General features: G+C 70.6%; 21 protein-coding genes. 17 read left to right on the top strand and 4 right to left on the bottom strand.

Annotated features, from left to right (window positions below):
* Positions 1 to 160: 160 nt before the first annotated feature.
* The 5 genes from NON19_RS31520 to folE all read left to right on the top strand — a co-directional run bounded on the left by NON19_RS31520 (position 161) and on the right by folE (position 6193).
* Positions 161 to 1318, top strand: coding sequence for an Rv3626c family coenzyme F420 biosynthesis-associated protein (locus NON19_RS31520; RefSeq protein WP_255932682.1), 1158 nt, complete (start codon positions 161 to 163; stop codon positions 1316 to 1318).
* 166 nt (positions 1319 to 1484) lie between these two features.
* The gene (gene tilS / locus NON19_RS31515) at positions 1485 to 2549 is read left to right on the top strand and encodes a tRNA lysidine(34) synthetase TilS (RefSeq protein ID WP_255932681.1); all 1065 of its coding nucleotides are present in this window, start codon (positions 1485 to 1487) and stop codon (positions 2547 to 2549) included.
* A gap of 37 nt (positions 2550 to 2586) precedes the next feature.
* Positions 2587 to 3141: a hypoxanthine phosphoribosyltransferase gene (gene hpt / locus NON19_RS31510; protein WP_255932680.1), complete on the top strand. Its 555-nt coding sequence runs from the start codon at positions 2587 to 2589 to the stop codon at positions 3139 to 3141.
* Between the two features lie 256 nt (positions 3142 to 3397).
* The gene (gene ftsH, locus NON19_RS31505) at positions 3398 to 5485 is read left to right on the top strand and encodes an ATP-dependent zinc metalloprotease FtsH (RefSeq protein WP_255932679.1); all 2088 of its coding nucleotides are present in this window, start codon (positions 3398 to 3400) and stop codon (positions 5483 to 5485) included.
* Positions 5486 to 5587: 102 nt separating this feature from the next.
* Positions 5588 to 6193 carry a GTP cyclohydrolase I FolE gene (folE, locus tag NON19_RS31500; protein ID WP_255932678.1) on the top strand — a complete coding sequence of 202 codons (606 nt, stop codon included), beginning with the start codon at positions 5588 to 5590 and terminating at the stop codon, positions 6191 to 6193.
* A gap of 141 nt (positions 6194 to 6334) precedes the next feature.
* On the opposite strand, the gene NON19_RS31495 is transcribed toward folE, so the two are convergent.
* The gene (locus NON19_RS31495; RefSeq protein ID WP_255932677.1) at positions 6335 to 7456 is read right to left on the bottom strand and encodes an alpha/beta hydrolase; all 1122 of its coding nucleotides are present in this window, start codon (positions 7454 to 7456) and stop codon (positions 6335 to 6337) included.
* Positions 7457 to 7659: 203 nt separating this feature from the next.
* Here NON19_RS31495 and NON19_RS31490 point away from each other — a divergent pair, with 203 nt between their 5' ends.
* The 6 genes from NON19_RS31490 to NON19_RS31465 all read left to right on the top strand — a co-directional run bounded on the left by NON19_RS31490 (position 7660) and on the right by NON19_RS31465 (position 12880).
* Positions 7660 to 9501 (top strand): phosphatidylglycerol lysyltransferase domain-containing protein, encoded by a 1842-nt coding sequence (locus NON19_RS31490; protein WP_255932676.1) that lies wholly within the window; start codon positions 7660 to 7662, stop codon positions 9499 to 9501.
* 130 nt (positions 9502 to 9631) lie between these two features.
* Entirely contained in the window at positions 9632 to 10486 is an 855-nt protein-coding gene (folP, locus tag NON19_RS31485) for a dihydropteroate synthase (RefSeq protein WP_255932675.1), read from the top strand.
* A 2-nt stretch (positions 10487 to 10488) separates the two neighbouring features.
* The gene (locus NON19_RS31480; protein ID WP_372514365.1) at positions 10489 to 10968 is read left to right on the top strand and encodes a nuclear transport factor 2 family protein; all 480 of its coding nucleotides are present in this window, start codon (positions 10489 to 10491) and stop codon (positions 10966 to 10968) included.
* Positions 10969 to 11425: 457 nt separating this feature from the next.
* The gene (folB, locus tag NON19_RS31475) at positions 11426 to 11785 is read left to right on the top strand and encodes a dihydroneopterin aldolase (protein ID WP_255932685.1); all 360 of its coding nucleotides are present in this window, start codon (positions 11426 to 11428) and stop codon (positions 11783 to 11785) included.
* Positions 11782 to 12372, top strand: coding sequence for a 2-amino-4-hydroxy-6-hydroxymethyldihydropteridine diphosphokinase (folK, locus tag NON19_RS31470; RefSeq protein ID WP_255932673.1), 591 nt, complete (start codon positions 11782 to 11784; stop codon positions 12370 to 12372). The genes folB and folK overlap by 4 nt, the downstream gene beginning before the upstream one ends.
* 46 nt (positions 12373 to 12418) lie before the next feature.
* Positions 12419 to 12880 carry a DUF3180 domain-containing protein gene (locus NON19_RS31465; RefSeq protein WP_255932672.1) on the top strand — a complete coding sequence of 154 codons (462 nt, stop codon included), beginning with the start codon at positions 12419 to 12421 and terminating at the stop codon, positions 12878 to 12880.
* A 189-nt stretch (positions 12881 to 13069) separates the two neighbouring features.
* On the opposite strand, the gene NON19_RS31460 is transcribed toward NON19_RS31465, so the two are convergent.
* Positions 13070 to 14221, bottom strand: a complete 1152-nt coding sequence (locus NON19_RS31460; protein ID WP_255932671.1) for an ABC transporter ATP-binding protein — start codon at positions 14219 to 14221, stop codon at positions 13070 to 13072.
* Positions 14222 to 14470: 249 nt separating this feature from the next.
* On the opposite strand from NON19_RS31460, the gene NON19_RS31455 reads away from it, so the two are divergent.
* From NON19_RS31455 to NON19_RS31440, 4 genes are all read left to right on the top strand, one after another.
* A complete protein-coding gene (locus NON19_RS31455) occupies positions 14471 to 15193 on the top strand; it encodes an ABC transporter permease (RefSeq protein WP_255932684.1) in 723 nt (240 codons plus the stop codon).
* A complete protein-coding gene (locus tag NON19_RS31450) occupies positions 15193 to 15918 on the top strand; it encodes an ABC transporter permease (RefSeq protein ID WP_255932683.1) in 726 nt (241 codons plus the stop codon). Before NON19_RS31455 ends, NON19_RS31450 begins: the two co-directional genes overlap by 1 nt.
* On the top strand, positions 15915 to 16889 hold the full coding sequence (locus tag NON19_RS31445; RefSeq protein WP_255932670.1) for an ABC transporter substrate-binding protein: 975 nt from the start codon (positions 15915 to 15917) through the stop codon (positions 16887 to 16889). Before NON19_RS31450 ends, NON19_RS31445 begins: the two co-directional genes overlap by 4 nt.
* A 90-nt stretch (positions 16890 to 16979) precedes the next feature.
* Positions 16980 to 17927 carry a coiled-coil domain-containing protein gene (locus tag NON19_RS31440; protein ID WP_255932669.1) on the top strand — a complete coding sequence of 316 codons (948 nt, stop codon included), beginning with the start codon at positions 16980 to 16982 and terminating at the stop codon, positions 17925 to 17927.
* A gap of 82 nt (positions 17928 to 18009) precedes the next feature.
* Here NON19_RS31440 and NON19_RS31435 read toward each other — a convergent pair whose 3' ends face one another.
* Together NON19_RS31435 and NON19_RS31430 are read right to left on the bottom strand one after the other, a co-directional pair.
* Positions 18010 to 19152, bottom strand: a complete 1143-nt coding sequence (locus NON19_RS31435) for an NADH-quinone oxidoreductase subunit D (protein WP_255932668.1) — start codon at positions 19150 to 19152, stop codon at positions 18010 to 18012.
* Positions 19153 to 19164: 12 nt separating this feature from the next.
* The gene (locus NON19_RS31430; protein ID WP_255932667.1) at positions 19165 to 20217 is read right to left on the bottom strand and encodes an SAM-dependent methyltransferase; all 1053 of its coding nucleotides are present in this window, start codon (positions 20215 to 20217) and stop codon (positions 19165 to 19167) included.
* Between the two features lie 84 nt (positions 20218 to 20301).
* On the opposite strand from NON19_RS31430, the gene NON19_RS31425 reads away from it, so the two are divergent.
* Complete coding sequence (locus tag NON19_RS31425) at positions 20302 to 21504, top strand: sensor histidine kinase (RefSeq protein WP_255932665.1); 1203 nt, start codon at positions 20302 to 20304, stop codon at positions 21502 to 21504.
* A 45-nt stretch (positions 21505 to 21549) separates the two neighbouring features.
* Positions 21550 to 22236, top strand: coding sequence for a response regulator (locus tag NON19_RS31420; RefSeq protein ID WP_255932663.1), 687 nt, complete (start codon positions 21550 to 21552; stop codon positions 22234 to 22236).
* The last annotated feature ends 3 nt before the right edge of the window (positions 22237 to 22239 follow it).

Raw genomic sequence — 22239 nt, 5'->3', positions numbered from 1 at the left:
CACCCCCCCGAAACCGACCCCGCCGGAGGCGCACCCACCCGCCGACCCGGACCCCACCCCACCCCAGCCGGAGGCGCCCCCGCGCCCCCGCGGCCCCCGGGGCGGGCGGAAAATCAGCGCCGGGCGGCGAAAGGCGCCCGGCGCCACGTACCGTGAAGCCATGACGAGCATCGGTGGTGCGGAGATGGTCGACTGGAACCTCGCGGTGGCGACCGCGACCCGGCTGGTACGCCCGGGGCCCGACGTCAGCCGCGAGGAGGCGCGGTCCGTGGTGACCGAACTGCGCCGCCACGCCAGGTCCTCCGAGGAACACGTCCGGTCCTTCACGCGGATGTACGGCCCGGGCGGCCCCGACGCGAACCAGAACGGCAGCCCGGTGCTGGTCGTGGACCGCGCGGGCTGGGTCAGGGCCAACGTCGCGGGCTTCCGCGAGATCCTCAAGCCGCTGCTGGACAAGATGCAGGCGCGCCGCGGCGCGCTCCCCGGCGGGGCCGTGCTCGGCGCGGTCGGCGGCAAGGTCACCGGCGTCGAAGTCGGCGCGCTGCTGTCGTTCCTCGCCTCCCGGGTGCTCGGCCAGTACGAGACCTTCGCCCCGGCCACCCGCGAGCTGCCCGCGGGCCCGGTGCTCCCCGAGCCCGGCGAGCCGCGCACCGGGCGGCTGCTGCTGGTCGCGCCGAACATCGTGCACGTCGAGCGCGAACTCGACGTGGACCCGCACGACTTCCGGCTGTGGGTCTGCCTGCACGAGGAGACCCACCGCACCCAGTTCACCGCCGTGCCCTGGCTGCGCGACCACATCGAGTCGGAGATCCAGGAGTTCCTGGCGCAGACCGATGTCGACCCCGCCACCTTGCTGGAGCGGATCCGCGAGGCCGCCCAGTCGTTCGTCGGCGCCCGGCCCGAGGGGGAGCAGAGCGAGGGCCGCAGCTTGGTGGAGATCGTCCAGACCCCGGGCCAGCGGGAGATCCTGGCCCGGCTGACCGCCGTGATGTCGCTGCTGGAGGGCCACGCGGACTACGTGATGGACGGCGTCGGGCCGGACGTCGTGCCCTCCGTCGCCGAGATCAGGGAGAAGTTCCAAAAGCGCCGCGCCACCGGCGCCGGGCGGCTCGACCAGGCACTGCGCAAGCTGCTCGGGCTGGACGCCAAGCTGCGCCAGTACCGGGACGGCGAACGCTTCGTGCGCTCCGTGGTCGACGAGGTCGGCATGGACGGTTTCAACCGGATCTGGACCTCGCCCAATACCCTGCCCACCAAGGCGGAGATCGCCAAACCGGCGGACTGGATCGCGAGGGTGCATCGTCGCACTGATTCATGAACCCTGAGCGCCCCACAGTTCACCCGTCCGAGGGACCATGGCCGATGGGTAGGCGTGCGATGCTCGGGTAACGCTCCATATCTGTCACCATCTAGCCACGCTCCGTCATCCCCCCGCGGCCCTCCCATAATCCTCAGGTGGGCTGTGTATTTCAGGAGGAATGGATATGGGTCCCCACCCCGCGGTCGCCGCGATACGCCTGGCGGTCCGCCGCGTACTGCACGACGTGCTCAACGACCTGGCCCGCACCCCCGCCGCACCCTCCGAGTCCACTCCCACCACCCTGGCCCTGGCCGACCGCCCGCTGGTCCTCGCGGCCTGCAGCGGCGGCGCCGACTCCATGGCGCTCGCCTCCGCCCTCGCCTTCGAGGCCCGCAAGCTCGACGTACGCGCCGGTGCCGTCACCGTCGACCACGGACTGCAGAACGGCTCCACCGCCCGCGCCCTGGACGTCGTCCACCGGCTGCGCGACCTCGGCCTCGATCCCGTGGAGGCCCTCGGCGTCACCGTAGGCCGTCAGGGCGGCCCGGAGGCCGCCGCCCGTGACGCCCGGTACGCCGCCCTGGACGCCGCCGCCACCAAGCTGGGCGCCGCCGCCGTGCTCCTCGGCCACACCCGCGACGACCAGGCGGAAACCGTCCTGCTGGCGCTCGCCCGCGGTTCCGGCACCCGCTCGTTGTCCGGCATGGCCGCCGTCTCCGGCCCCGGCGGCCGCTACCGCCGCCCGTTCCTGCTGCTCGACCGTGAGACCACCCGCAAGGCCTGTATCGCCCAGGGCATCGACGTCTGGGAGGACCCGCACAACGCCGACCCGGCGTACACCCGCGCCCGGGTCCGGCATGAGGCGCTGCCCGTCCTGGAGAAGTCGCTGGGCCGCGGGGTGGTCGCCTCACTGGCGCGTACCGCCCAGCTGTTCCGGGACGACGCCGACGCGCTCGACCAGTGGGCCGCGGCCGCCGCCCGGGAGGCCGCGGTGGACGGCGACCCGGACGAGGCGCTGGACCCCGACAAGCTCTTCCCGCTGCCCTCCGCCGTGCGCCGCCGGGTCCTGCGCCGCGCGGCCATCATGGCGGGCAGCCCGGCCGGATCACTGTTCTCCCGGCACATCGAGGAGACCGACCGGCTGATCACCGGTTGGCGCGGGCAGGGCCCGATCAACCTGCCCGGGGGCGTCGAGGCCCGTCGGTCGAATGGCAGACTGGTTTTCCGGCGGACGACCGCAGCCGAATGACGTACCGAGCCGGCAGGCCTTGCAGGAAGTAGCGCGGGTGAACGAGAAGGACATGGGCACCGACCTGGAGAAGGTGCTCATCAGCAAGGAAGAGATCGACCTCAAGCTGGCCGAGCTGGCCGCGGAGATCGACAGGGACTACGCCGGGAAGGACCTGCTGATCGTCGGTGTCCTCAAGGGCGCCGTGATGGTGATGGCGGACCTGGCCCGCGCACTGTCCAGCGATGTCACCATGGACTGGATGGCGGTGTCGTCGTACGGTGCCGGAACCAAGTCCTCCGGCGTGGTCCGCATCCTCAAGGACCTCGACACCGACATCGCCGGGCGCCATGTGCTGATCGTCGAGGACATCATCGACTCCGGTCTGACCCTGTCCTGGCTGCTGTCCAACCTCAGCTCGCGCGGCCCGGCCTCACTGCGGGTGTGCACCCTGCTGCGCAAGCCGGAGGCGGCCAAGGTCGACATCGACGTGACCTACGTCGGCTTCGACATCCCCAACGAGTTCGTGGTGGGCTACGGGCTGGACTACGCGGAGAAGTACCGCAACCTGCCGTTCGTGGGTACCCTCGCCCCGCGCGTCTACGGCGGCTGACACGCCGACCGGCTGGACGAGATTGCGGAAACCCGGTGTGGAGACCGGGGAACCGACCCCGGTTTCCTGCCGTTGGAGCAAGGGAAGAGGGGTTTGTTAACGGTCCTCGGCAGCATCAGGTGACAATGCTGAGGTACCGTCCGAAGGTCGGGTCATACACCGTCGGGTCATACACCTAGCTAGCGCACGTCGGCCGAAGGGGCCGAGGTGCTCTCACTGTGGCAGGAGGGACGGGGCACGTTTTCGCCCCGCATGGATGGACGTCAAACGCTACTTCCGTGGGCCGGTCATGTGGATCGTGCTGGCCGTCCTTGCCGTGGTCGTCTTGATGCAGGTCGTCGGCTCGACGGGCGGCTACAAGACGGTGGACACCGGCCAGGTCGTCGCCGCGGTCGACCAGGGACTCGCCCAGTCAGCCAAAATCACCACCGGTGACGAGCAGACCATCTCGGTCCAGCTGAAGCCGGGCGCCAAGGTCGACGGCAAGGACCTCGGCGACAAGATCAAGGCGAGCTACATCGGCCGCCAGGGCGCCGACCTCGCGGCGAAGCTGCAGACCCAGGTCGACGACCACCAGCGCGGCGGCACGCAGCTGCCCGACGGCTACACCATCTCGCCGTCGAAGCAGAATCCGTTCGTCGGCGTTCTGCTCTCGCTGCTGCCCTTCGTCCTGATCGTCGTCGTCTTCCTGTTCCTGATGAACCAGATGCAGGGCGGCGGCTCCCGGGTGATGAACTTCGGGAAGTCCAAGGCCAAGCTGATCACCAAGGACACGCCCAAGACCACGTTCGCCGACGTGGCGGGCGCGGACGAGGCGGTCGAGGAGCTCCAGGAGATCAAGGAGTTCCTCCAGGAGCCCGCCAAGTTCCAGGCCGTCGGCGCCAAGATCCCCAAGGGTGTGCTGCTCTACGGCCCGCCCGGCACCGGTAAGACGCTGCTGGCGCGTGCCGTGGCGGGCGAGGCCGGGGTGCCGTTCTACTCGATCTCCGGTTCCGACTTCGTCGAGATGTTCGTCGGTGTCGGTGCCTCCCGGGTCCGTGACCTGTTCGAGCAGGCCAAGGCGAACGCCCCGGCGATCGTGTTCGTCGACGAGATCGACGCCGTCGGCCGGCACCGCGGTGCGGGCCTCGGCGGCGGCCACGACGAGCGCGAGCAGACGCTCAACCAGCTGCTGGTCGAGATGGACGGCTTCGACGTCAAGGGCGGCGTCATCCTGATCGCGGCCACCAACCGGCCGGACATCCTGGACCCGGCGCTGCTGCGCCCGGGCCGCTTCGACCGACAGATCGCGGTGGACCGCCCGGACCTGCAGGGCCGTCTGGAGATCCTCAAGGTCCACCAGAAGGGCAAGCCGGTCGCCCCGGACGTCGACCTGCAGGCCGTCGCCCGCCGTACCCCCGGCTTCACCGGCGCCGACCTGAGCAACGTCCTCAACGAGGCCGCGCTGCTCACCGCCCGTAGTGACCGCAAGCTCATCGACAACAAGATGCTGGACGAGGCGATCGACCGCGTCGTCGCCGGACCGCAGAAGCGGACCCGGATCATGAGCGAGAAGGAGAAGAAGGCGACCGCGTACCACGAGGGCGGACACGCCCTGGTCGCCGCGGCCTGCCCGAACAGCGACCCGGTCCACAAGATCACGATCCTGCCGCGCGGCCGGGCCCTCGGCTACACCATGGTGCTGCCGGACGAGGACAAGTACTCCCAGTCGCGCAGCGAGATGCTCGACCAGCTCGCCTACATCATGGGCGGCCGGGCGGCGGAGGAACTGGTCTTCCACGACCCGACCACCGGCGCCGCCAACGACATCGAGAAGGCGACCGCCACCGCCCGCGCGATGGTCACCCAGTACGGCATGACCGAGCGGCTCGGCGCGATCAAGTTCGGTACCGACAACTCCGAGCCGTTCCTCGGCCGTGAGATGGGTCACCAGCGCGACTACTCGGAAGAGGTCGCGGGCCTGGTGGACGAAGAGGTCAAGAAGCTGATCGAGAACGCGCACAACGAGGCGTGGGAGATCCTGGTCGAGAACCGTGACGTGCTGGACAACCTGGTTCTGGCGCTCCTGGAGAAGGAGACGCTGAACAAGGAGGAGGTCGCGGAGATCTTCAAGCCGGTGGTCAAGCGTCCGCCGCGCCCGGCGTGGACCGGCTCCTCGCGCCGTACGCCGTCGACCCGCCCGCCGGTGCTCTCGCCGCGCGAGCTGGCGATGGCCAACGGCTCGGGCACGGCCAACGGCACCGCCCAGCCGACGGTCTCCACGGTGAAGCAGCCGCAGGCCCAGCCGACCGACACGGTCGAGTTGCCGGAGGACTCCGGCAAGCAGGAGCCCGGCGACGGCTGATCCGCCCGGAATGAACGCCGCGCCTCCCAGGTTCTAGCCTGGGAGGCGCGGCATTTCACTTTGCATTGCCCAAGTGTTACGTGTACCAGGAACGAGGCTCATATGACCGACCCGGTGACGCTGGTCGACGCGGCCCCTGTCGGCGAGTTCGACGAGAAGCGGGCCGAGAACGCCGTGCGTGAACTCCTGCTCGCGGTGGGAGAGGACCCGGACCGCGAGGGCCTCAGGGAAACCCCGGCACGCGTGGCACGCGCGTACAAGGAGATCTTCGCGGGCCTGTGGCAGTCCCCGGAGGACGTGCTCACCACCACCTTCGACCTCGGCCATGACGAGATGGTGCTGGTCAAGGACATCGAGGTGTACTCCACCTGCGAGCACCACCTGGTGCCGTTCCACGGCTTCGCGCACGTCGGCTACATCCCGGCCACCAGCGGCAAGATCACCGGACTGTCGAAGCTGGCCCGGCTGGTGGACGTGTTCGCCCGCCGCCCCCAGGTGCAGGAACGACTCACCACGCAGATCGCGGACTCCCTGATGGACATCCTGGAGCCACGCGGGGTGATCGTGGTGGTGGAGTGCGAGCACATGTGCATGTCGATGCGCGGCATCCGCAAGCCCGGAGCGAAGACCACCACCTCGGCGGTGCGGGGCCAGCTACGGGACCCGGCAACCCGCGCCGAAGCGATGAGCCTGATACTGGCCCGCTAGGGGTTGGGGGCGAAGCCCCAGATCCGCCGAGAGCAGAACGCGCCGCGGCCGGGAGGACGAACGTCCTCCCGGCCGCGTTGAACGGGTGCGCCCCCGCAGGGGATGGGTCCTACTGGCTCCTATCTGACTCCTGCCTGGCTCCTACTGGGTGAGGTGCTGGCTCAGCGCGTCGAGCGCGCTCGGCACCTCACGGTTCCAGGTGGTGAAGTTGTGCCCGCCGCTGGGCAGGATGATCGAGGCGATCTGCATCGGCGGCTTGACCGCCTTCATGAACGCCACCGTGCGGCTGTAGTCCCACTCACCCTGCTTGCTGCTGGTGACCAGCGCCCAGACCTTCGGGGCCGGCTTGTTCTTCAGCAGCCACATCAGGTCGTTCTCGTTCTGCAGCTGCTTGCTGCCACCGAACAGGTCGCCCGTGGTCGGGTCGTTGTGGGTGTTGTAGTAACCCGAGAGCGAGACGGCCGCGGAGTAGTCGTCGGGGTGCCGCATCGACATCTTCAGGGCGCAGTAGCCACCGGTGGAGTCGCCCATGACGCCCCAGTTCTGGGGGGCGTTGCCGACCCGGTAGTTGGCCGAGATGACCTGCCGCAGCTCCTTGGTGAAGAACGTCTCCACCTGCGGGCCGCCGGGGACGTCCATGCACTCCGTGTCACGCGGCGGCACCACGGTCGGGCGCATCATGACCATGATCATCGGCTGCATCTTGCCCTGCTGGATGTGCTCCGTCGCCGTCTGCGGATACTTCATCCGGGTGATCAGCGACTCGGCGGTGCCCGGGTAACCGGTGAGTATCACCGACGCCGGGAAGTTCTGCTTGCTGAAACCCTTCTGGAAGTACTGCGGCGGCAGGTAGACATATGCGGGGGTGGTGATGCCCGTCTTGGCACCCTTGATCTGGACCTTGTCGATCCGGCCCGCCTTGTCCGGCGACCCGCCGCCCGGCACTCCGACGCCCTGCGAGCCGAGGTGCTCCAGGCCGTCCTTGCCGTTGGTGGCGCCCGCCGTGTAGTCCACGACCTGGCCCGGGTCCTGGTTCGTACCGAACAGATCCGCGAACGAGGAGTAGAAGCCGAAGTACGAGTTGATCGACAGCCCCAATGCCGCAAGGATCGCCATCTGGCCACCGAACAGCAGCCCGATCCGGCCCGCTATGGGTTTGACCCCTTGGCGGGACAGTCGTGGCCACAGCCAGATGGTGGCGACGAAGAAGGCCACCGCGACCACGATGACCAAGACCAGGAGTTTCTTACTAGTGAGACCCATGAGGCGCTTTCCGTTCGGTGTACCGGCCGTCCAGCCCCGCCAAGTGGAACCTCACGGCCGAAGCTCTCGTCCTAGAGGACGCACAGAACTCGCACGGCCGACGCACATCGGACCGGAAGATCCATTGATCGGGGCTGGGAGACCGATGTCTGCACACAAAGATGCCGAACGCCTTGAAAGGGTTCCGTCAGGGGGCGGCATCAATGACTGAGTCGTCCGCCACACAGGATTCACGCGCACGCCTCCCGCGGTTCACCCCGAGCAGCAAGGTGCCCGCACTCGTGGGCACGGTCGGCGCCCTGATCGGGCTGCTTGACCTGGCGACCGGGATCATCCCGCAGCTCAGGCACAGCCGGGTGCACGCCTGGGCGGGCTATCTGCCCGGTGCCGTGAGCAGCATCGCGGCAGCCGCCTCGATCATCCTGGGCCTGTTGATGCTGATGCTGGCGCACGGCCTCAAGCGCCGCAAGCGGCGGGCCTGGACGGCCGCGGTCGTACTGCTGCCCGCCGGGGTGCTCGCGGAGGTGTTGCACCACCGGGTGTCGATAGTCGACACCGCCCTGTCAGCGGGCCTGATGGTGGTGTTGCTCACACACCGCAGCCAGTTCACGGCGCTGTCCGACCCGCGTACCCGCTGGCGCGCGCTGTTCAACTTCGTGGTGCTCTCCGCCGTCAGCTTCGGCATCGGACTGCTGATCGTCAGCGCCCACCCGAACTCCGAGGTCGGCAACCCGACCTTCCTGGACCGGTTGAAGACCGTCCTGTACGGCCTGTTCGGCTTCGGCGGCCCGGTGCACTACGTGCACGACCGCACCGCGGACATCGTCGGTTACTCCCTCGGCGGCCTCGGCTTCCTGATCCTGTTCAGCACCGCGTACCTGGTGCTGCGCCCGGAGCACCCGGCGGCCGTGCTCAGCCCGGACGACGAGGAGCAGCTCCGCGGCCTGCTGGCGAAGCACGGAGGGCGCGACTCGCTCGGCCACTTCGCGCTGCGCCGGGACAAGAGCGTGATCTTCTCGCCGACCGGCAAGGCGGCCATCTCCTACCGGGTGATCTCCGGCGTGATGCTCGCCAGCGGTGACCCGATCGGTGACGTGGAGGCCTGGCCGGGCGCCATCGAGCGGTTCATGGAGGAGGCCAGGGCGCACGCCTGGATCCCGGCCGTGGTCGGCTGCTCCGAGACCGGCGGCGAGGTCTGGACCCGGGAGACCGGCCTGGACGCGCTGGAGCTGGGCGACGAGGCGATCGTCGAGACCGCCTCCTTCTCGCTGTCCGGCCGGGCGATGCGCAATGTCCGCCAGATGGTCAAGCGCGTCGAGCGCAACGGTTACAGCTGCCGGATGCGCCGGGTCAGCGACCTGGACGAGGAGGAGCGGGCCCGGATCCGCGCCGCCGCCGCCGACTGGCGCGGCACCGACACCGAGCGCGGCTTCTCCATGGCGCTGGGCCGTTTCGGTGACCCCCAGGACGGCAACTGCGTCGTGGTCACCGCGCACAAGAAGATCGAGGACGACCCGTCGCCGCACGGCGATCTCAAGGCCGTGCTGCACTTCGTCCCGTGGGGTGAGGACGGCATCTCGCTGGAGCTGATGCGCCGCGACCGCTCGGCCGACGCGGGCATGAACGAGCTGTTGATCGTGCACGCCCTGACCAACGCCCAGGAGCTGGGCATCGCCCGGGTGTCGCTGAACTTCGCGATGTTCCGCTCGGCGCTCGCCCGCGGTGAGCGGATCGGCGCCGGTCCGGTGCTGCGCTTCTGGCGCGGGCTGCTGGTGTTCCTCTCCCGCTGGTTCCAGATCGAGTCACTGTACAAGTTCAACGCCAAGTTCCAGCCGGTCTGGGAGCCGCGGTTCATGGTCTTCCCGACCCATCGCGACCTGCCCCGGATCGGCTTCGCCGTGATGCAGGCCGAGGCGTTCATCACCCTGGAGCTGCCCGCCCGGGTGCGGCGCTGGATCCCGTTCGTCAGCAAGGAGCCGCAGCGCCGGGAGTGCGCGCACCCCGAGCACAAGCGGCTGGCCGCGGCGAGCGGTCGCGCCGCCTGACGCCAGCGGCTGAAGCGGGCCGGTCCCCCTGGCGGGGACCGGCCCGTTCGCGTTGCGGCGGGACGGCGGGTGCCGCGGGGGAGCGAGCCGGGCCAAGGAGATCCCGCCGGGCAGGCCCTACGCTTTGGGCATGGTGAATGTGCGAGGCCGGGTGGCCGGTCTGCCCGAATGGGACCGGTGCGCGGTGATGGGCGTGGTCAACGTCACGCCCGATTCGTTCTCCGACGGCGGGTTGTGGTTCGACCCCGAACTCGCCGTCAAGCACGGCCTCGACCTGATCGCCTCCGGCGCCGACCTGGTCGACGTGGGCGGTGAGTCCACCCGGCCCGGCGCGCGGCGCGTCGAGGAGGCGGAGGAGATGCGCCGGGTCATCCCGGTGGTACGGGAGCTGGCCGCCGCCGGGGCGCTGGTGAGCGTGGACACCATGCGGGCCTCGGTCGCCGAACGGGCCGTCGAGGCCGGGGCGCGGCTGGTCAACGACGTCAGCGGCGGCCTGGCCGACCCGGCGATGGTGCCGATGGCCGCCGCCGCCCGGATCCCGTTCGTGGTGATGCACTGGCGCGGTGCCAGCATCGACATGAACACCCGGGCGGTCTACCAGGACGTCGTCACGGAGGTGCTGGACGAACTACGGCGGCGCCTTGACGCCGTGGTCGCGGCCGGTGTCGACCCGGAGCGCACCGTGATCGACCCGGGACTGGGCTTCGCCAAGGATGCCGAACACGACCTGGCGCTGGTGGCGCATCTGGACCGGCTGCGCGAGCTGGGCCGCCCGCTACTGGTGGCCGCCTCCCGCAAGCGGTTCCTGGGCCGGGTGCTCGCCGCGGACGCGGGCGACCCGCCGCCCGCCCGGGAGCGGGACGCGGCAACCGCGGCCGTCTCCGCGATCGCCGCCCGCGAGGGCGCCTGGGCGGTACGGGTGCACGACGTACGGCCGACCGCGGACGCGGTACGGGTTGCCCGGGCGATCGAGGGAGCCGTGTGACCATCGGGCACGACGACCAGCGGGAGGCGGTCGAGCGCGTCAACCAGGCCTTCTACGACGCGGTGGAGTCCGGCGACCTGCCCGCGCTGGAGGAGATCCTGCTCGGCGGCCCGCTGGCGGACTCGGTGAGCGTGGTGCACCCCGGCTGGCCGGTGCTGCGCGGGCGCGGGCACGTACTGCGCTCGTACGCGCTGATCATGGCGAACACCGACTACATGCAGTTCTTCCTGACGGATGTCGAAGTCGCGGTGGCGGGTGACGCCGCGCTGGTGACGTGCAGTGAGAACATCCTCAGCGGTGGGCCCGCGCAGCCGGACGGTTCCGCGGGGGAGCTGGTCGGCGGCCTGGTGGTGGCCACGAACGTGTTCCGGCTCACCTCGGAGGGGTGGAAGCTGTGGTCGCACCACGGTTCTCCGGTGATGGCCGAGGAGACCGAGGACGAGGAGGACGACGAGTACGGGGACGGCACGGCCGGCGTCTAGTGGCGGGCGAAGTCCGCTGCGGTTCGGCAGCGCCCCGAAGGGGCGCGGGGCTGTGTTCATGTGCGGCTCCGCCGCGTGGGCGCGACCAGCCACAGTGCCGCTGCGGACGATCGACGGCACATCACCGCACTCCCAGCGGAGCGCTTGGTGGTACGGGCGGTGGCCGGGAGGTGGCCGGTGGTCAGCCGGATGACGTCCAGCCACCCGTTCGAGCCAAGAACTCCCCAAGGCAGGAGTGGCGGCGCGCGGGTCGGGTAAAGGCGCCTGCATGTGGGCCGCGCCCGGCGGTCGGTGACGCCGCGCGGCACCCGTCAGCAGGGGTTGTCGGTGCTCGCAGGTAGATTCGATACGTAGCTTCGGTTCGTGGCTTCGACGGGGAGCCTCGAACCGCGCGGGCCCGCACCTGATCGGCGGGACCTGCGACCGTATGTCCGACGACCAGCAGGAGTGGTGTCTCGTGGATCGCGTCGCGCTACGCGGCTTGAAGGGCCGCGGGCACCATGGGGTCTTCCCCGAGGAGCGGGAGAACGGCCAGGACTTCCTGGTGGACCTGGTGCTCGGGCTCGACACGGCGCCCGCCGCCGCCGAGGACGACCTGACCAAGACCGTGCACTACGGCGTGGTGGCCGAGGAGGTCGTCCGGGTCGTCGAGGGCGAGCCGGTCAACCTCATCGAGACGCTCGCCGAGCGGATCGCCGCCCAGTGCCTGACCCACCCGCCGGTACGCGAGGTCGAGGTGACCGTGCACAAGCCGCACGCCCCGATCAACGTTCCGTTCGACGACGTGACCATCACCATCCATAGGAGGCGCCCGTGAGTTCCGACCCCACCGTCCAGCCGGTACCCGCCTCCGTCGAGGAGCGTGTCGATGCCGCCGACACCACCTTGCACAACCCCAAATGGGCGGTGGTCTCGCTCGGGAGCAACCTCGGCAACCGGCTGGAGACGCTCCAGGGTGCGATCGACGCGCTCGCCGACACGCCCGGCATGCGGGTCAAAGCGGTCTCCCCGGTGTACGAGACCGAGCCGTGGGGCGTCGAGCCGGGCAGCCAGCCCAACTACCTCAATGCCGTGGTGCTGGTGAAGACCACCCTCCCGCCCGGCTCGCTGCTGGAGCGCGCCCACGCGATCGAGGAGGCGTTCGTCCGGGTCCGGGACGAGCGCTGGGGCCCGCGCACCATTGACGTGGACATCGTCTCCTACCAGGACGTGGTCTCCAACGACCCGCAGCTCACCCTTCCGCATCCGCGCGCGCACGAGCGGGCCTTCGTTCTCGTACCGTGGCATGACGTGGACCCGGCGGCCGAACTGCCGGGCCGTGGACCGGTCGAGGAGCTGTTGACGCACGTCGGCCGGGAGGGCGTCACGCCGCGCTCGGACGTGGAACTGCGCCTGCCGGAGTAGACGTTGCCCTCATGCTGGAGGGCGGCGTGGTGATGAGGAGATCTTGTTGAAGCAGCTTCGGTTCCGGGTGCTGGGCGGGCTGTTCCTGGTGGCCGGAGTGCTGGGGTGGGCCGGCGCCCGGATGTGGGACGCGCTGGGCACGCTGCCGGGGGTGCCCGCCGCGGCGCCCATCGTGCTCGGGCTGATCGCCGTGGTGGTCGCGGCCGCCGCGCTGTCGTTGCGCGCGAGGCTGCGCGCCCAGCGGGAACGGCGTCCGGGAGCCAAGGGCGTGGACCCGCTGCTGGCCGCCCGCGCGGTGGTCTTCGGCCACGCCAGCGCCCTGGTCGCCGCCCTGGTGGCCGGGCTCTACGGCGGCGCCGGGATCTTCCTGCTGACCTCGCCGATCGACACCCCGGCCCGCCACGATCAGGCCATCTACGCGGGCCTGTCCGTCCTCACGGGCATCGCCGTCTGCGCGTCCGCGATGTGGCTGGAACGCATCTGCCGCCTCCCAGAAGACGAAGGCTGACGCGCACCCGGGGTTTGGCCAACCCCCCAAACCACGTCTCTTTTGGGGCTTTGCCGCAAAACGCCAGGACGTCGGGGCGGCTCCGAAGAGTCCGCCCCCGCCAACTCCCGCCGCAGCGGCGAGTAACCACGACATCGCGGCCGGGCGGTATCGCAGCGTCCCCCCCAACCGGCGTGAGGGAAAGCCCCCTCACGCCCCCGGTACCGCCTCCAACCGCACCTCCCCGCGGGAGACGTCCCGCGCCTCCGCTTCCACGGACCGCCGCAAGGCGCCGTGCAACCTCCCCGGCGTGAGCACGCCGAGGAAGTGGTCGCCGTCGAGGACGGCGATCCACCCCGCGTCATGCTGGAGCATCGCGCTGAACGCCTGCTTGAGACTGGACCCGACCGGAAGCCACGCCTCCATGCGACGCGCGTGGTCCCGCACCGCCCCCTCGCCGAGGGTGTCGGCGGCGACCCAGCCGTGCAGCGTGCCCTCGCCGTCGAGGACCACGGCCCACCGGGCCTCCTCGTCGGCCAACCGTGCGGCCGCCTCCCGCGCGGAGTCGTCCAGCCGCACCACCGGCGGCTGTTCGAGGTCACCGGACTCGATGAGGGTGACCGAGAGCCGCTTGAGTCCCCGGTCGGAGCCGACGAAGTCGGCCACGTACGGCGTCGCCGGAGCGCCCAGCACGGTCGCCGGAGTGTCGAACTGCTCGATCCGCCCGCTGCCGTAGACCGCGATACGGTCGCCGAGCCGTACCGCCTCCTCGATGTCGTGGGTGACGAACAGGACCGTCTTGCGCACCTGTTGTTGCAGCCGCAGGAACTCGGACTGCAGCCGCTCGCGGACCACCGGGTCGACGGCGCCGAACGGCTCGTCCATCAGCAGTACCGGCGGATCGGCCGCCAACGCCCTTGCCACGCCGACCCGTTGCCGCTGGCCGCCGGAGAGCTGGTCGGGATAGCGCGCACCGTGGGTGGCCGGGTCGAGCCCTACCAGGTCGAGCAGTTCGGCGGCGCGCTCGCGGGCCTTGCGGCGCGGCCAGCCGAGCAGGTGCGGAACAGTCGCGGTGTTCTCCAGCACGGTCTTGTGCGGAAAGAGGCCGACCTGCTGGATGACGTAGCCGATCCGGCGGCGCAGCACCACCGGATCGAGGGTGGATATGTCCTCACCGTCGAGGAATATCCGGCCACTGGTGGGCTCGATGAGCCGGTTGACCATCTTCATGGTGGTGGTCTTGCCGCAGCCGGAGGGGCCGACGAGCGTGACCAGTTCGCCCTCTGCGACCTCGAAGGACAGGTCGTCGACGGCGACGGTGCCGTCCGGGTATCCCTTGGTGACGTGCTCGAATCGGATCATGCGTCCTCATTGGTCGGCTCGTGGTCGCCGCGATGGCCGGTGTCCCGACCGTACCCCGCCCCGCTGACACCGCACCCGGGTTGTGAAGGCGGCGTTGCCGCCGTGTGACGACCCGGGCGGTTGTCAGTGCCTCGGGTTAGGGTCGTCAGACACCGAACGCGGTGCGTGCGCAACGGGTGTCGAGCGAAACCAGCGACTCGGACCAGGCATCGCACTCGCGTCACGGGTTAGACGGGGGAGGTGAGCGAGATGGCCGGTGCGGACTGCTTGGCGGCGAACGACTGGATCTGCGGGGAGTATGTGCGCTCCCGCGCCCAGGAGTTGACCGACGCCACGCTGCAACACGTGTGGATCACCGGCGTCTCGGTGGCGATCGGGCTGCTGCTGGCCTTTCCGCTGGCGCTGGTGGCCCGGCGCTGGCGCCCGGCGGCGGGTCCGGTACTGGGCTTCACCACGGTGCTCTACACGGTGCCGTCGCTGGCGATGTACTCGCTGCTGCTGCCGGTCTTCGGGGTCTCGGCCGCGGTGGTGGTCACCGGCCTGGTGCTGTACTCGCTGACGATCCTGGTGCGCAACATACTGGCGGGCCTCGATGCGGTGCCCGAGGACGCCCGGGAGGCGGCCCGCGGGATGGGGTACGGGCCGCTGCGGCTGCTGTTCGGCATCGAGCTTCCGTTGGCGCTGCCCGCGGTGATGGCTGGGCTGCGGATAGCCACCGTCTCCGCCGTCTCGCTCACCACGGTCGGCGCCATAGTCGGCTACGGCGGTCTGGGCAACCTCATCTACGAGGGAATGAACAGCCTGTTCAAGGCGCAGGTGCTCACCGCCTCGGCGATCTGCGTGGTGTTGGCCATCGCCGCCGATCTGCTGCTGCTCGGCGCGCAGCGGCTGCTCACCCCATGGACGCGGGGACGCCGGCCCGCGCGTGCCGGGCGCCGAATATGGATGCGCGCCGGAAGGGCGGCGGTGTGATGGGCGCGGTCACCGGAGCCTGGACCTGGCTGACCACCGGTGCCAACTGGGCAGGTACGGACGGAGTTTGGCACCGGCTGGGGGAGCACCTGTACCTCACCGTGGTGTGCCTGGCGATCAGTTGCGCCATCGCGCTGCCGGTCGGACTGCTGCTGGGTCACCTCGGCCGGGGCGGCGCGCTGGCCGTCAACGTCTCCAACGCCGGGCGGGCGGTGCCCACTTTCGCGGTGCTGGTGCTGCTGGTGCTCAGCCCGCTGGGGCGGTACGGGCAGTGGCCGACGATCATCGCGCTGGTGCTGTTCGCGGTTCCGCCGGTGCTGACCAACGCGTACGTCGGGATGCGCGAGGTCGACCGGGACGTGGTGGAGTCCGCCCGCGGGATGGGGATGACCGGCGGCCAACTGCTGCTGCGGGTGGAGCTCCCGCTGGCCTTCCCGCTGATCATGACTGGAGTGCGCACCGCCGCGGTCCAGGTGGTGGCCACCGCCACGCTCGCGGCGCTGCCGGGTGGCGGCGGTCTGGGGCGGCTGATCACGGCCGGGTTCAACCGCTATGACACCGCACAGGTGGTGGCGGGGGCGCTGCTGGTCGCGGTGCTCGCGCTGCTGGTGGAGGGCGCGTTCGCGGTCGCCTCCCGGTTCGCCGATCCGTCGCGGCGCCGGCGCGGTGCGGTGCGCCGGTCCGTCAACTCCCGTGGAACGCCTAGGAGATGGGTAACCGAATGAGCAAGGGTCTGCGCGGCATACGCGCCGTCGGCGCGGCCTCGGCCGTGGTGGTACTGGCCGCGGGACTGTCCGCCTGCGGTGGCAAGAGTCTGGAGCAGCAGGGCGGCGGCTCGTCGTCCGGTGGTTCCGGGGGCAAGGGCTCGCTGGTGATCGGCTCCGCCGGGTTCACCGAGAGCGCGGTCCTGGCGCAGCTGTACGCGAAGGTGCTCGGCGACGCCGGATATGCCACGTCGGTCCAGACGCTGAACAACCGCGAGCTGTACGAACCCGCCCTGGAGAAGGGCCAGATCGATGTGGTCCCGGAGTACGCGGCGACGCTCGCAGAGTTCCTCAACGCCAAAATGAACGGCGCGAAGGCCAAGCCGGTCGCCTCCTCCGACGTGACCGGCACCGTGGCCGCGCTGACCAAGCTGGCCGAGCCGCGCGGGCTGAAGGTGCTCGGTGTCGGCGACGCGGTGGACCAGAACGCGTTCGCGGTGACCAAGTCCTTCGCCGACCAGCACCATCTGAAGACGCTGAGCGACCTGGGCAGGTCGAAGCTGCCGGTGAAGCTGGCGGCCGGGGACGAGTGCCCGGACCGGCCGTTCTGCGAGCCGGGACTGAAGCAGACCTACGGCATCGATGTGACCGGCATCGACCCCAAGGGCGTGGGCACCCCGCAGTCCAAGCAGGCGGTCAAGGACGGCACCGACCAGGTGGTGCTGACCACCACCACCGACGCGACCCTGGACCAGTTCGGCCTCGTCCTGCTCCAGGACGACAAGAAGCTCCAGAACGCCGACAACGTGCTGCCGGTGGTGAACGCCAAGCACGCCGGATCACCGCAGATCGCCGAGGTGTTGGACAAGCTCACGAAGGTGCTCACCACCGCCGATCTGACCGCGCTCGACAAGCAGGTGGACGCGGAACGGAAGAAGCCGTCGGATGTCGCCACGGACTACCTCAAATCGAAGGGATTGATCAAGAGTTGAGCAAGATCAATCCGATATGTGACAGAACAGGACGGGACGAATCGGACAGTCCCCTCCCACTGGCCCCTTTCGCGCGCTAAGTTTCAAGCCATGCCACGTGGACGACACCGCCATTCACCGCCGCTGCACAGGCTCCTTCCTCCGTTGACCGTCGCCGGGTCGGCTACGGCCCTGGCGGTCGGTGCCTGGTTCAGTCCCAGCGGTGATCATGCGGTGGTCCTGCGTGCGCTCGTCGGCGCGGCGGCTGCCGCCGCGTGCACCGGCGCGTTTCTGCTGCGCAGTTGGGACCGCGCCGCGGGCAAGCGGGTCGCCGAGCTGACCGCCGCCCGGCTGCGCGACGAATGGCGCACCGACGAGCGGATAGCCGAGCTGGAGACCGACCTGGAGGAGTCCCGCGAAATCCGCCGCCGCCTGGAGAGCACGCTGCGCGCCAAGCGCGGCGAGCTGTCCCGCCTGCGCGGAGAGCACGCGGAACTGCTGCGCCGGTACGCCACCGCCGAGAGCGAGCGGGCCCGCGCCCTGGAATCCCGCCGCAGGCTGGCGATCGAGGCCGCCGCACCGCGCGGCGCCATCGCCTCCGCCACACCGTCTGGCGGCAGCCCGGTGTCCCCGGCCGCATACCTCAAGGCCGCCAACGCGCTGCGCAACTTCGAGCGCAACGCCGCCCGCCAGCGCGCCGCGGCCGAAGCCGCCGAAGCCGCCAAGGCGGCGGACCGCGCCCCGGCCGTGCCGCGGCGGGCCACCCCCGCCGAGGCGCACGCGCCGCTGCCCGAACAGCCGCGTCTCGTCCCGGCCTCGGCCGCCGTACTCCCGTACGCCCAGGCCCGCGGCGCCGTGGCCAAGCGCCCACAAGGCGGCTTCGACTTCTTCGGCGTGCACAAGACCCCGGCCGCCCGCGACCTCGCCGACGTGATCGGCGACGAGGCGTACGCCGAGCACAAAGCGGGCCAGCGCAAGGACGGCGACCCGGAGGTCATCGACCTGACCGCACACGACGAGACCGAGCAGATCGACGTACGCGCCCTGCGCGCCCAGTAGTCATCCGCACGCACGACGGCCCGGCGTCCGCCGGGCCGTTTCGTTGTTCGTCGACTGCTTGTCTTCGCCGACTACTTGTCGCCTACTTGTCAATGTCCCCCACCACGAAGAACATCGAGCCCAAGATCGCGACCATGTCGGCGACCAGCGTGCCCGGCAGCAGCTCGGTCAGTGCCTGGATGTTGTTGTACGAGGCCGAGCGCAGCTTCAGCCGGTAAGGGGTCTTCTCCCCCTTGGACACCAGGTAGTAGCCGTTGATGCCGAGCGGGTTCTCGGTCCAGGCGTAGGTGTGCCCCTCGGGGGCCTTGAGCACCTTCGGCAGCCGCTGGTTGATCGGCCCGGGCGGCAGCTCAGCGATCCGGTCCAGGCAGGCGTCCGCCAGGTCAAGGGAGTTGTGGGTCTGCTCCAGCAGGCACTCGAACCGCGCCAGGCAGTCGCCCTCAGACCTGGTGACCACCTTGAGGGTGTCCGTCAACTCCCCGTAGGCCAGGTACGGCTCGTCCCGCCGCAGGTCGAAGTCGACACCGGAGGCGCGGGCGAGGGGTCCGCTCACCCCGTAGGCGTGCACCGTCTGCGGGGCGAGGAAGCCGACCCCCCGGGTGCGGCCGCGGAAGATCTCGTTGCCTAGCACCAGCCGGTCGAAGACGTCCATCCGGGAGCGCACGTCGGCCACCGCCTGGCGGGCCCGGCCGAGCCAGCCGTTGGGCAGGTCCTCCTTCAGGCCGCCGACCCGGTTGAACATGTAGTGCATCCGGCCGCCGGAGACCTCCTCCATGGCGTTCTGCAACTCCTCGCGCTCACGGAACGCGTGGAAGACGGGGGTGATGCCGCCGAGTTCGAGCGGGTACGAGCCGAGGAACATCAGATGGTTGAGCACCCTGTTCAACTCGGCGAGCAGGGTGCGGGTCCACACCGCGCGCTCCGGCACCTCCATGCCCAGCATCCGCTCGACGGCCATGACCACGCCGAGTTCGTTGGAGAACGCGGACAGCCAGTCGTGCCGGTTGGCGAGCATGATGATCTGGCGGTAGTCGCGCGCCTCGAACAGTTTCTCCGCGCCGCGGTGCATGTAGCCGATGACCGGTTCGGCGTGGCTGATCCGCTCTCCCTCCAGGACCAGCCGCAGCCGTAGCACGCCGTGCGTGGAGGGGTGCTGGGGGCCGATGTTGAGCACCATGTCGGTGCCCTCCGCGGCGCCGCCGATGCCGACCGTCGTCTCCGTCATGGGGACAGTCTCCTACGAGCCCGGTGCGGCGGTGAAAACCGCCTCCACCTCGATGCCCACCGGCCGCACCAGCCAGCCGAAATCACCCAGCCCACCCGCGGCGGTCAGCTCCGCGGCCTGGCTGGCCGCGGCCAGCGCGCGCACGTAGCTCGCCGGATCGCTCGACGCCTGGGACAGCGGCGGCCGCGTGCCGCCGACCCCCAGGGCGCGCAGCGCGTCCCGCTGGGACAGCAGCAGGCACGCGGCGTCGCCCACCGCCGCCGCGCAGGCGTCCAGCGCCACGTGCGAGGTCAGGTCACAGGTGCCGTCCGGCACCGGATCCACCGCCCGTCCCGCGCGGTGGCCGGTCAGCGTGCCGAACGGCGGACGGGTGGCCCGCTGGTGCGCGTAGTCGACAGCCACCGCGAGCCCGCGGGCCAGCGAGCCGACCGCCTCCGCCCACGCCGCGTCCCGGGGGCGCCCGATCTCGGCCCGGGCGCCCGGCGCGCCCGAGATCGGCCACCAGTGGTCGAGCCACTCCGCGTCCGCCCCGGTCACCGGCTCGCCGTGCCGCTCCGCGCCGTCCTCGGCGCGCACCAGGACGTAGCGGGGCATCCCGTGCTGGTCGGTCTCGGCCACCTCGACGGGTACGTTGTCCAGCCACTCGTTGGCGAACAGCAGCCCGGTCACCCCGCGCGGCGGCTCCGTGCACCAGCGGATCCGCGGATCCAGGCCCTCCGGCCGCGCCGCGCGCTCCACCGCGTAGGGCGTCAGCCGCCCGGCCAGTCCGGCCGGTACGCGCTCCAGCACACCGGTGAGCAGTTCCCCGCGCCCGGCGCCGACGTCCACCAGGGCCAGCTCGCGCGGGCCGCCCAGCGCCCGGTCCACCCGCGCCAGCAGTTCCGCGACGGCGGCGGCGTACAGCGGTGAGGCGTGCACGGACGTGGTGAAGTGCCCCGCCGGTCCCTCGGGCCGGTGGAAGAACCCGTTCGGTCCGTACAGTGCCGTCTCCGTGGCCTGCCGCCACCCCTGCCACCGCGTCGTCACCGCTCCACCGTAGGCGGTGGCGGTGGCTTGATCGGCCATCCACCCTGCGGAGTAGCGGGTGCCGCCCAGGATCGCTCTACCGGTTGACCCCATGACGTATGACCCGTGCCTACGCTGGGTTACGTGCAGCGCCTCTACGACTTCCTACGCCGACACCCGACCATGGTCGACAGCTTCTGGGCGTTCGTCCTGTTCGGGTTCGGTGCGCTGCAGATCGTCTCGGAGTCGGGGACGCGCGGCGCGCGCATGCTGGAGCTCCCGGCCGCGGTGGCGCTGTGCCTGGTCGTGGCGCTGCGTCGGCGGGCGCCGGAGAAGATGCTGCTGCTGGCCATCATCACCGGCATCGGGCAGCTGGTCTTGAGCCTCACCCCCTCACTGGCCAACTTCGCGATGCTGGTGATCGTCTACACGGTCGCCTCGGTGGGCGCCCAGTGGGCGCGCAGGCTGGCGCTGGTCGGGTCGCTGAGCGCGGCTGGGCTGTACCAGCTGCGCTGGCCGACCAGTGCGGAGAACAACGGGCATCTGTTCAACATCGCCCTGGCCGTGGTCTTCATGACCATTCCCTTCTTCCTGGCCTGGGTGATCGGCGACAGTCTGCGCACCCGCCGCGCCTACTACGCGCAGCTGGAGGAGCGGGCCGAGCGGCTGCAACGGGAGCGCGAGGCGCAGGCGAAGGCCGCGGTCGCCGCCGAGCGGGCCCGGATAGCCCGGGAGCTGCACGACGTGGTGGCGCACAACGTCTCGGTGATGGTGGTCCAGGCCGACGGCGCCGCGTACGTGCTGGACACCTCCCCGGACCAGGCCAAGCAGGCGCTGTCCACCATCTCGCAGACCGGGCGGCTGGCACTGGCCGAGATGCGCCGCCTGCTCGGGCTGCTGCGTGCCTCGGACGACAGCGGCGGCGAGTACGTGCCGCAGCCCGGTGTGGACCAGCTCGGCGACCTCATAGACCAGGTGCGCGGCGCGGGCCTGCCGGTGGACTTCGAGGTGGACGGCACCCCGCGGCCGCTGTCCAGCGGGGTCGAGCTGACCGCGTACCGCATCGTGCAGGAGGCGCTGACCAACACCCGCAAGCACGGCGGCCCGGACGCCCGGGCAACCGTGCACATCACCTACGGTGACAGCGATTTGAAGATGCTGATCGAGGACGACGGGCGCGGCGCGCAGCACGAGCTGTACGAGGAGGGCGGCGCGGACGGCCTCGGGCAGGGCCTGATCGGCATGCGGGAGCGGATCGCCATGGTGGGTGGCACGCTGTCCGCCGGGCCGCGGCCCGGCGGCGGCTTCCGGATCAGCGCGGAGCTGCCGCTCAAACCAGCTAGCTGACGACACGTCAGTTTGGTCAACGCACAGGGATTGAGGGCTGAGGGAATGGCGATCCGGGTCATGCTCGTCGACGACCAGGTGCTGCTGCGCACCGGATTCCGCATGGTGTTGCAGGCGCAGCCGGACATGGAGGTGGTCGCCGAGGCGGGCGACGGCGCGGAGGCGCTGGACGTGCTGCGCACCACGGACGTCGACGTGGTGCTGATGGACGTGCGGATGCCGAAGCTCGACGGGGTCGAGGCGACCCGCAGGATCTGCGGCGGTCCGGACCGGCACCCGGACGTGGGCGGTCCGCGGGTGCTGATCTTGACCACCTTCGACTTGGACGAGTACGCGTTCGCCGCGCTCAAGGCCGGGGCGAGCGGGTTCATGCTCAAGGATGTGCCGCCCGCCGAACTGCTCGCCGCGATCCGCGCGGTGCACAGTGGCGACGCGGTGGTCGCGCCGTCCACCACCCGGCGGCTGCTGGACCGCTTCGCGCCGATGCTGCCGCCCAGCGGGGACCAGCCGACCAGCGCTGAGCTGTCCCGGCTCACCGAGCGCGAGCGGGAGGTGCTGCTGTTGGTGGCACAGGGGCTGTCCAACGGGGAGATCGCCCACCGGTTGGTGCTGTCGGAGGCGACGGTCAAGACGCATGTGGGGCGGATCCTGACCAAGCTGGATCTGCGGGATCGGGTGCAGGCGGTGGTGCTGGCGTACGAGACGGGGTTGGTGCGGGCGGGGGGTGCATGAGGG

It is taken from the genome of Streptantibioticus rubrisoli (assembly GCF_024436055.1).
Classification (GTDB): Bacteria; Actinomycetota; Actinomycetes; order Streptomycetales; family Streptomycetaceae; genus Streptantibioticus_A; species Streptantibioticus_A rubrisoli.
Note: the sequence above shows the minus strand (reverse complement) of the source record. Positions and strands in the feature narration are given on the sequence as shown.

Coding starts and splice junctions, on each gene's coding strand:
- NON19_RS31520 (WP_255932682.1), top strand. CDS start 161: ATGACGAGCATCGGTGGTGCGGAGATGGTCGACTGGAACCTCGCGGTG.
- tilS (WP_255932681.1), top strand. CDS start 1,485: ATGGGTCCCCACCCCGCGGTCGCCGCGATACGCCTGGCGGTCCGCCGC.
- ftsH (WP_255932679.1), top strand. CDS start 3,398: ATGGACGTCAAACGCTACTTCCGTGGGCCGGTCATGTGGATCGTGCTG.
- folE (WP_255932678.1), top strand. CDS start 5,588: ATGACCGACCCGGTGACGCTGGTCGACGCGGCCCCTGTCGGCGAGTTC.
- NON19_RS31495 (WP_255932677.1), bottom strand. CDS start 7,456: ATGGGTCTCACTAGTAAGAAACTCCTGGTCTTGGTCATCGTGGTCGCG.
- NON19_RS31490 (WP_255932676.1), top strand. CDS start 7,660: ATGACTGAGTCGTCCGCCACACAGGATTCACGCGCACGCCTCCCGCGG.
- folP (WP_255932675.1), top strand. CDS start 9,632: ATGGTGAATGTGCGAGGCCGGGTGGCCGGTCTGCCCGAATGGGACCGG.
- NON19_RS31460 (WP_255932671.1), bottom strand. CDS start 14,221: ATGATCCGATTCGAGCACGTCACCAAGGGATACCCGGACGGCACCGTC.
- NON19_RS31455 (WP_255932684.1), top strand. CDS start 14,471: ATGGCCGGTGCGGACTGCTTGGCGGCGAACGACTGGATCTGCGGGGAG.
- NON19_RS31450 (WP_255932683.1), top strand. CDS start 15,193: ATGGGCGCGGTCACCGGAGCCTGGACCTGGCTGACCACCGGTGCCAAC.
- NON19_RS31445 (WP_255932670.1), top strand. CDS start 15,915: ATGAGCAAGGGTCTGCGCGGCATACGCGCCGTCGGCGCGGCCTCGGCC.
- NON19_RS31440 (WP_255932669.1), top strand. CDS start 16,980: ATGCCACGTGGACGACACCGCCATTCACCGCCGCTGCACAGGCTCCTT.
- NON19_RS31435 (WP_255932668.1), bottom strand. CDS start 19,152: ATGACGGAGACGACGGTCGGCATCGGCGGCGCCGCGGAGGGCACCGAC.
- NON19_RS31430 (WP_255932667.1), bottom strand. CDS start 20,217: ATGGCCGATCAAGCCACCGCCACCGCCTACGGTGGAGCGGTGACGACG.
- NON19_RS31420 (WP_255932663.1), top strand. CDS start 21,550: ATGGCGATCCGGGTCATGCTCGTCGACGACCAGGTGCTGCTGCGCACC.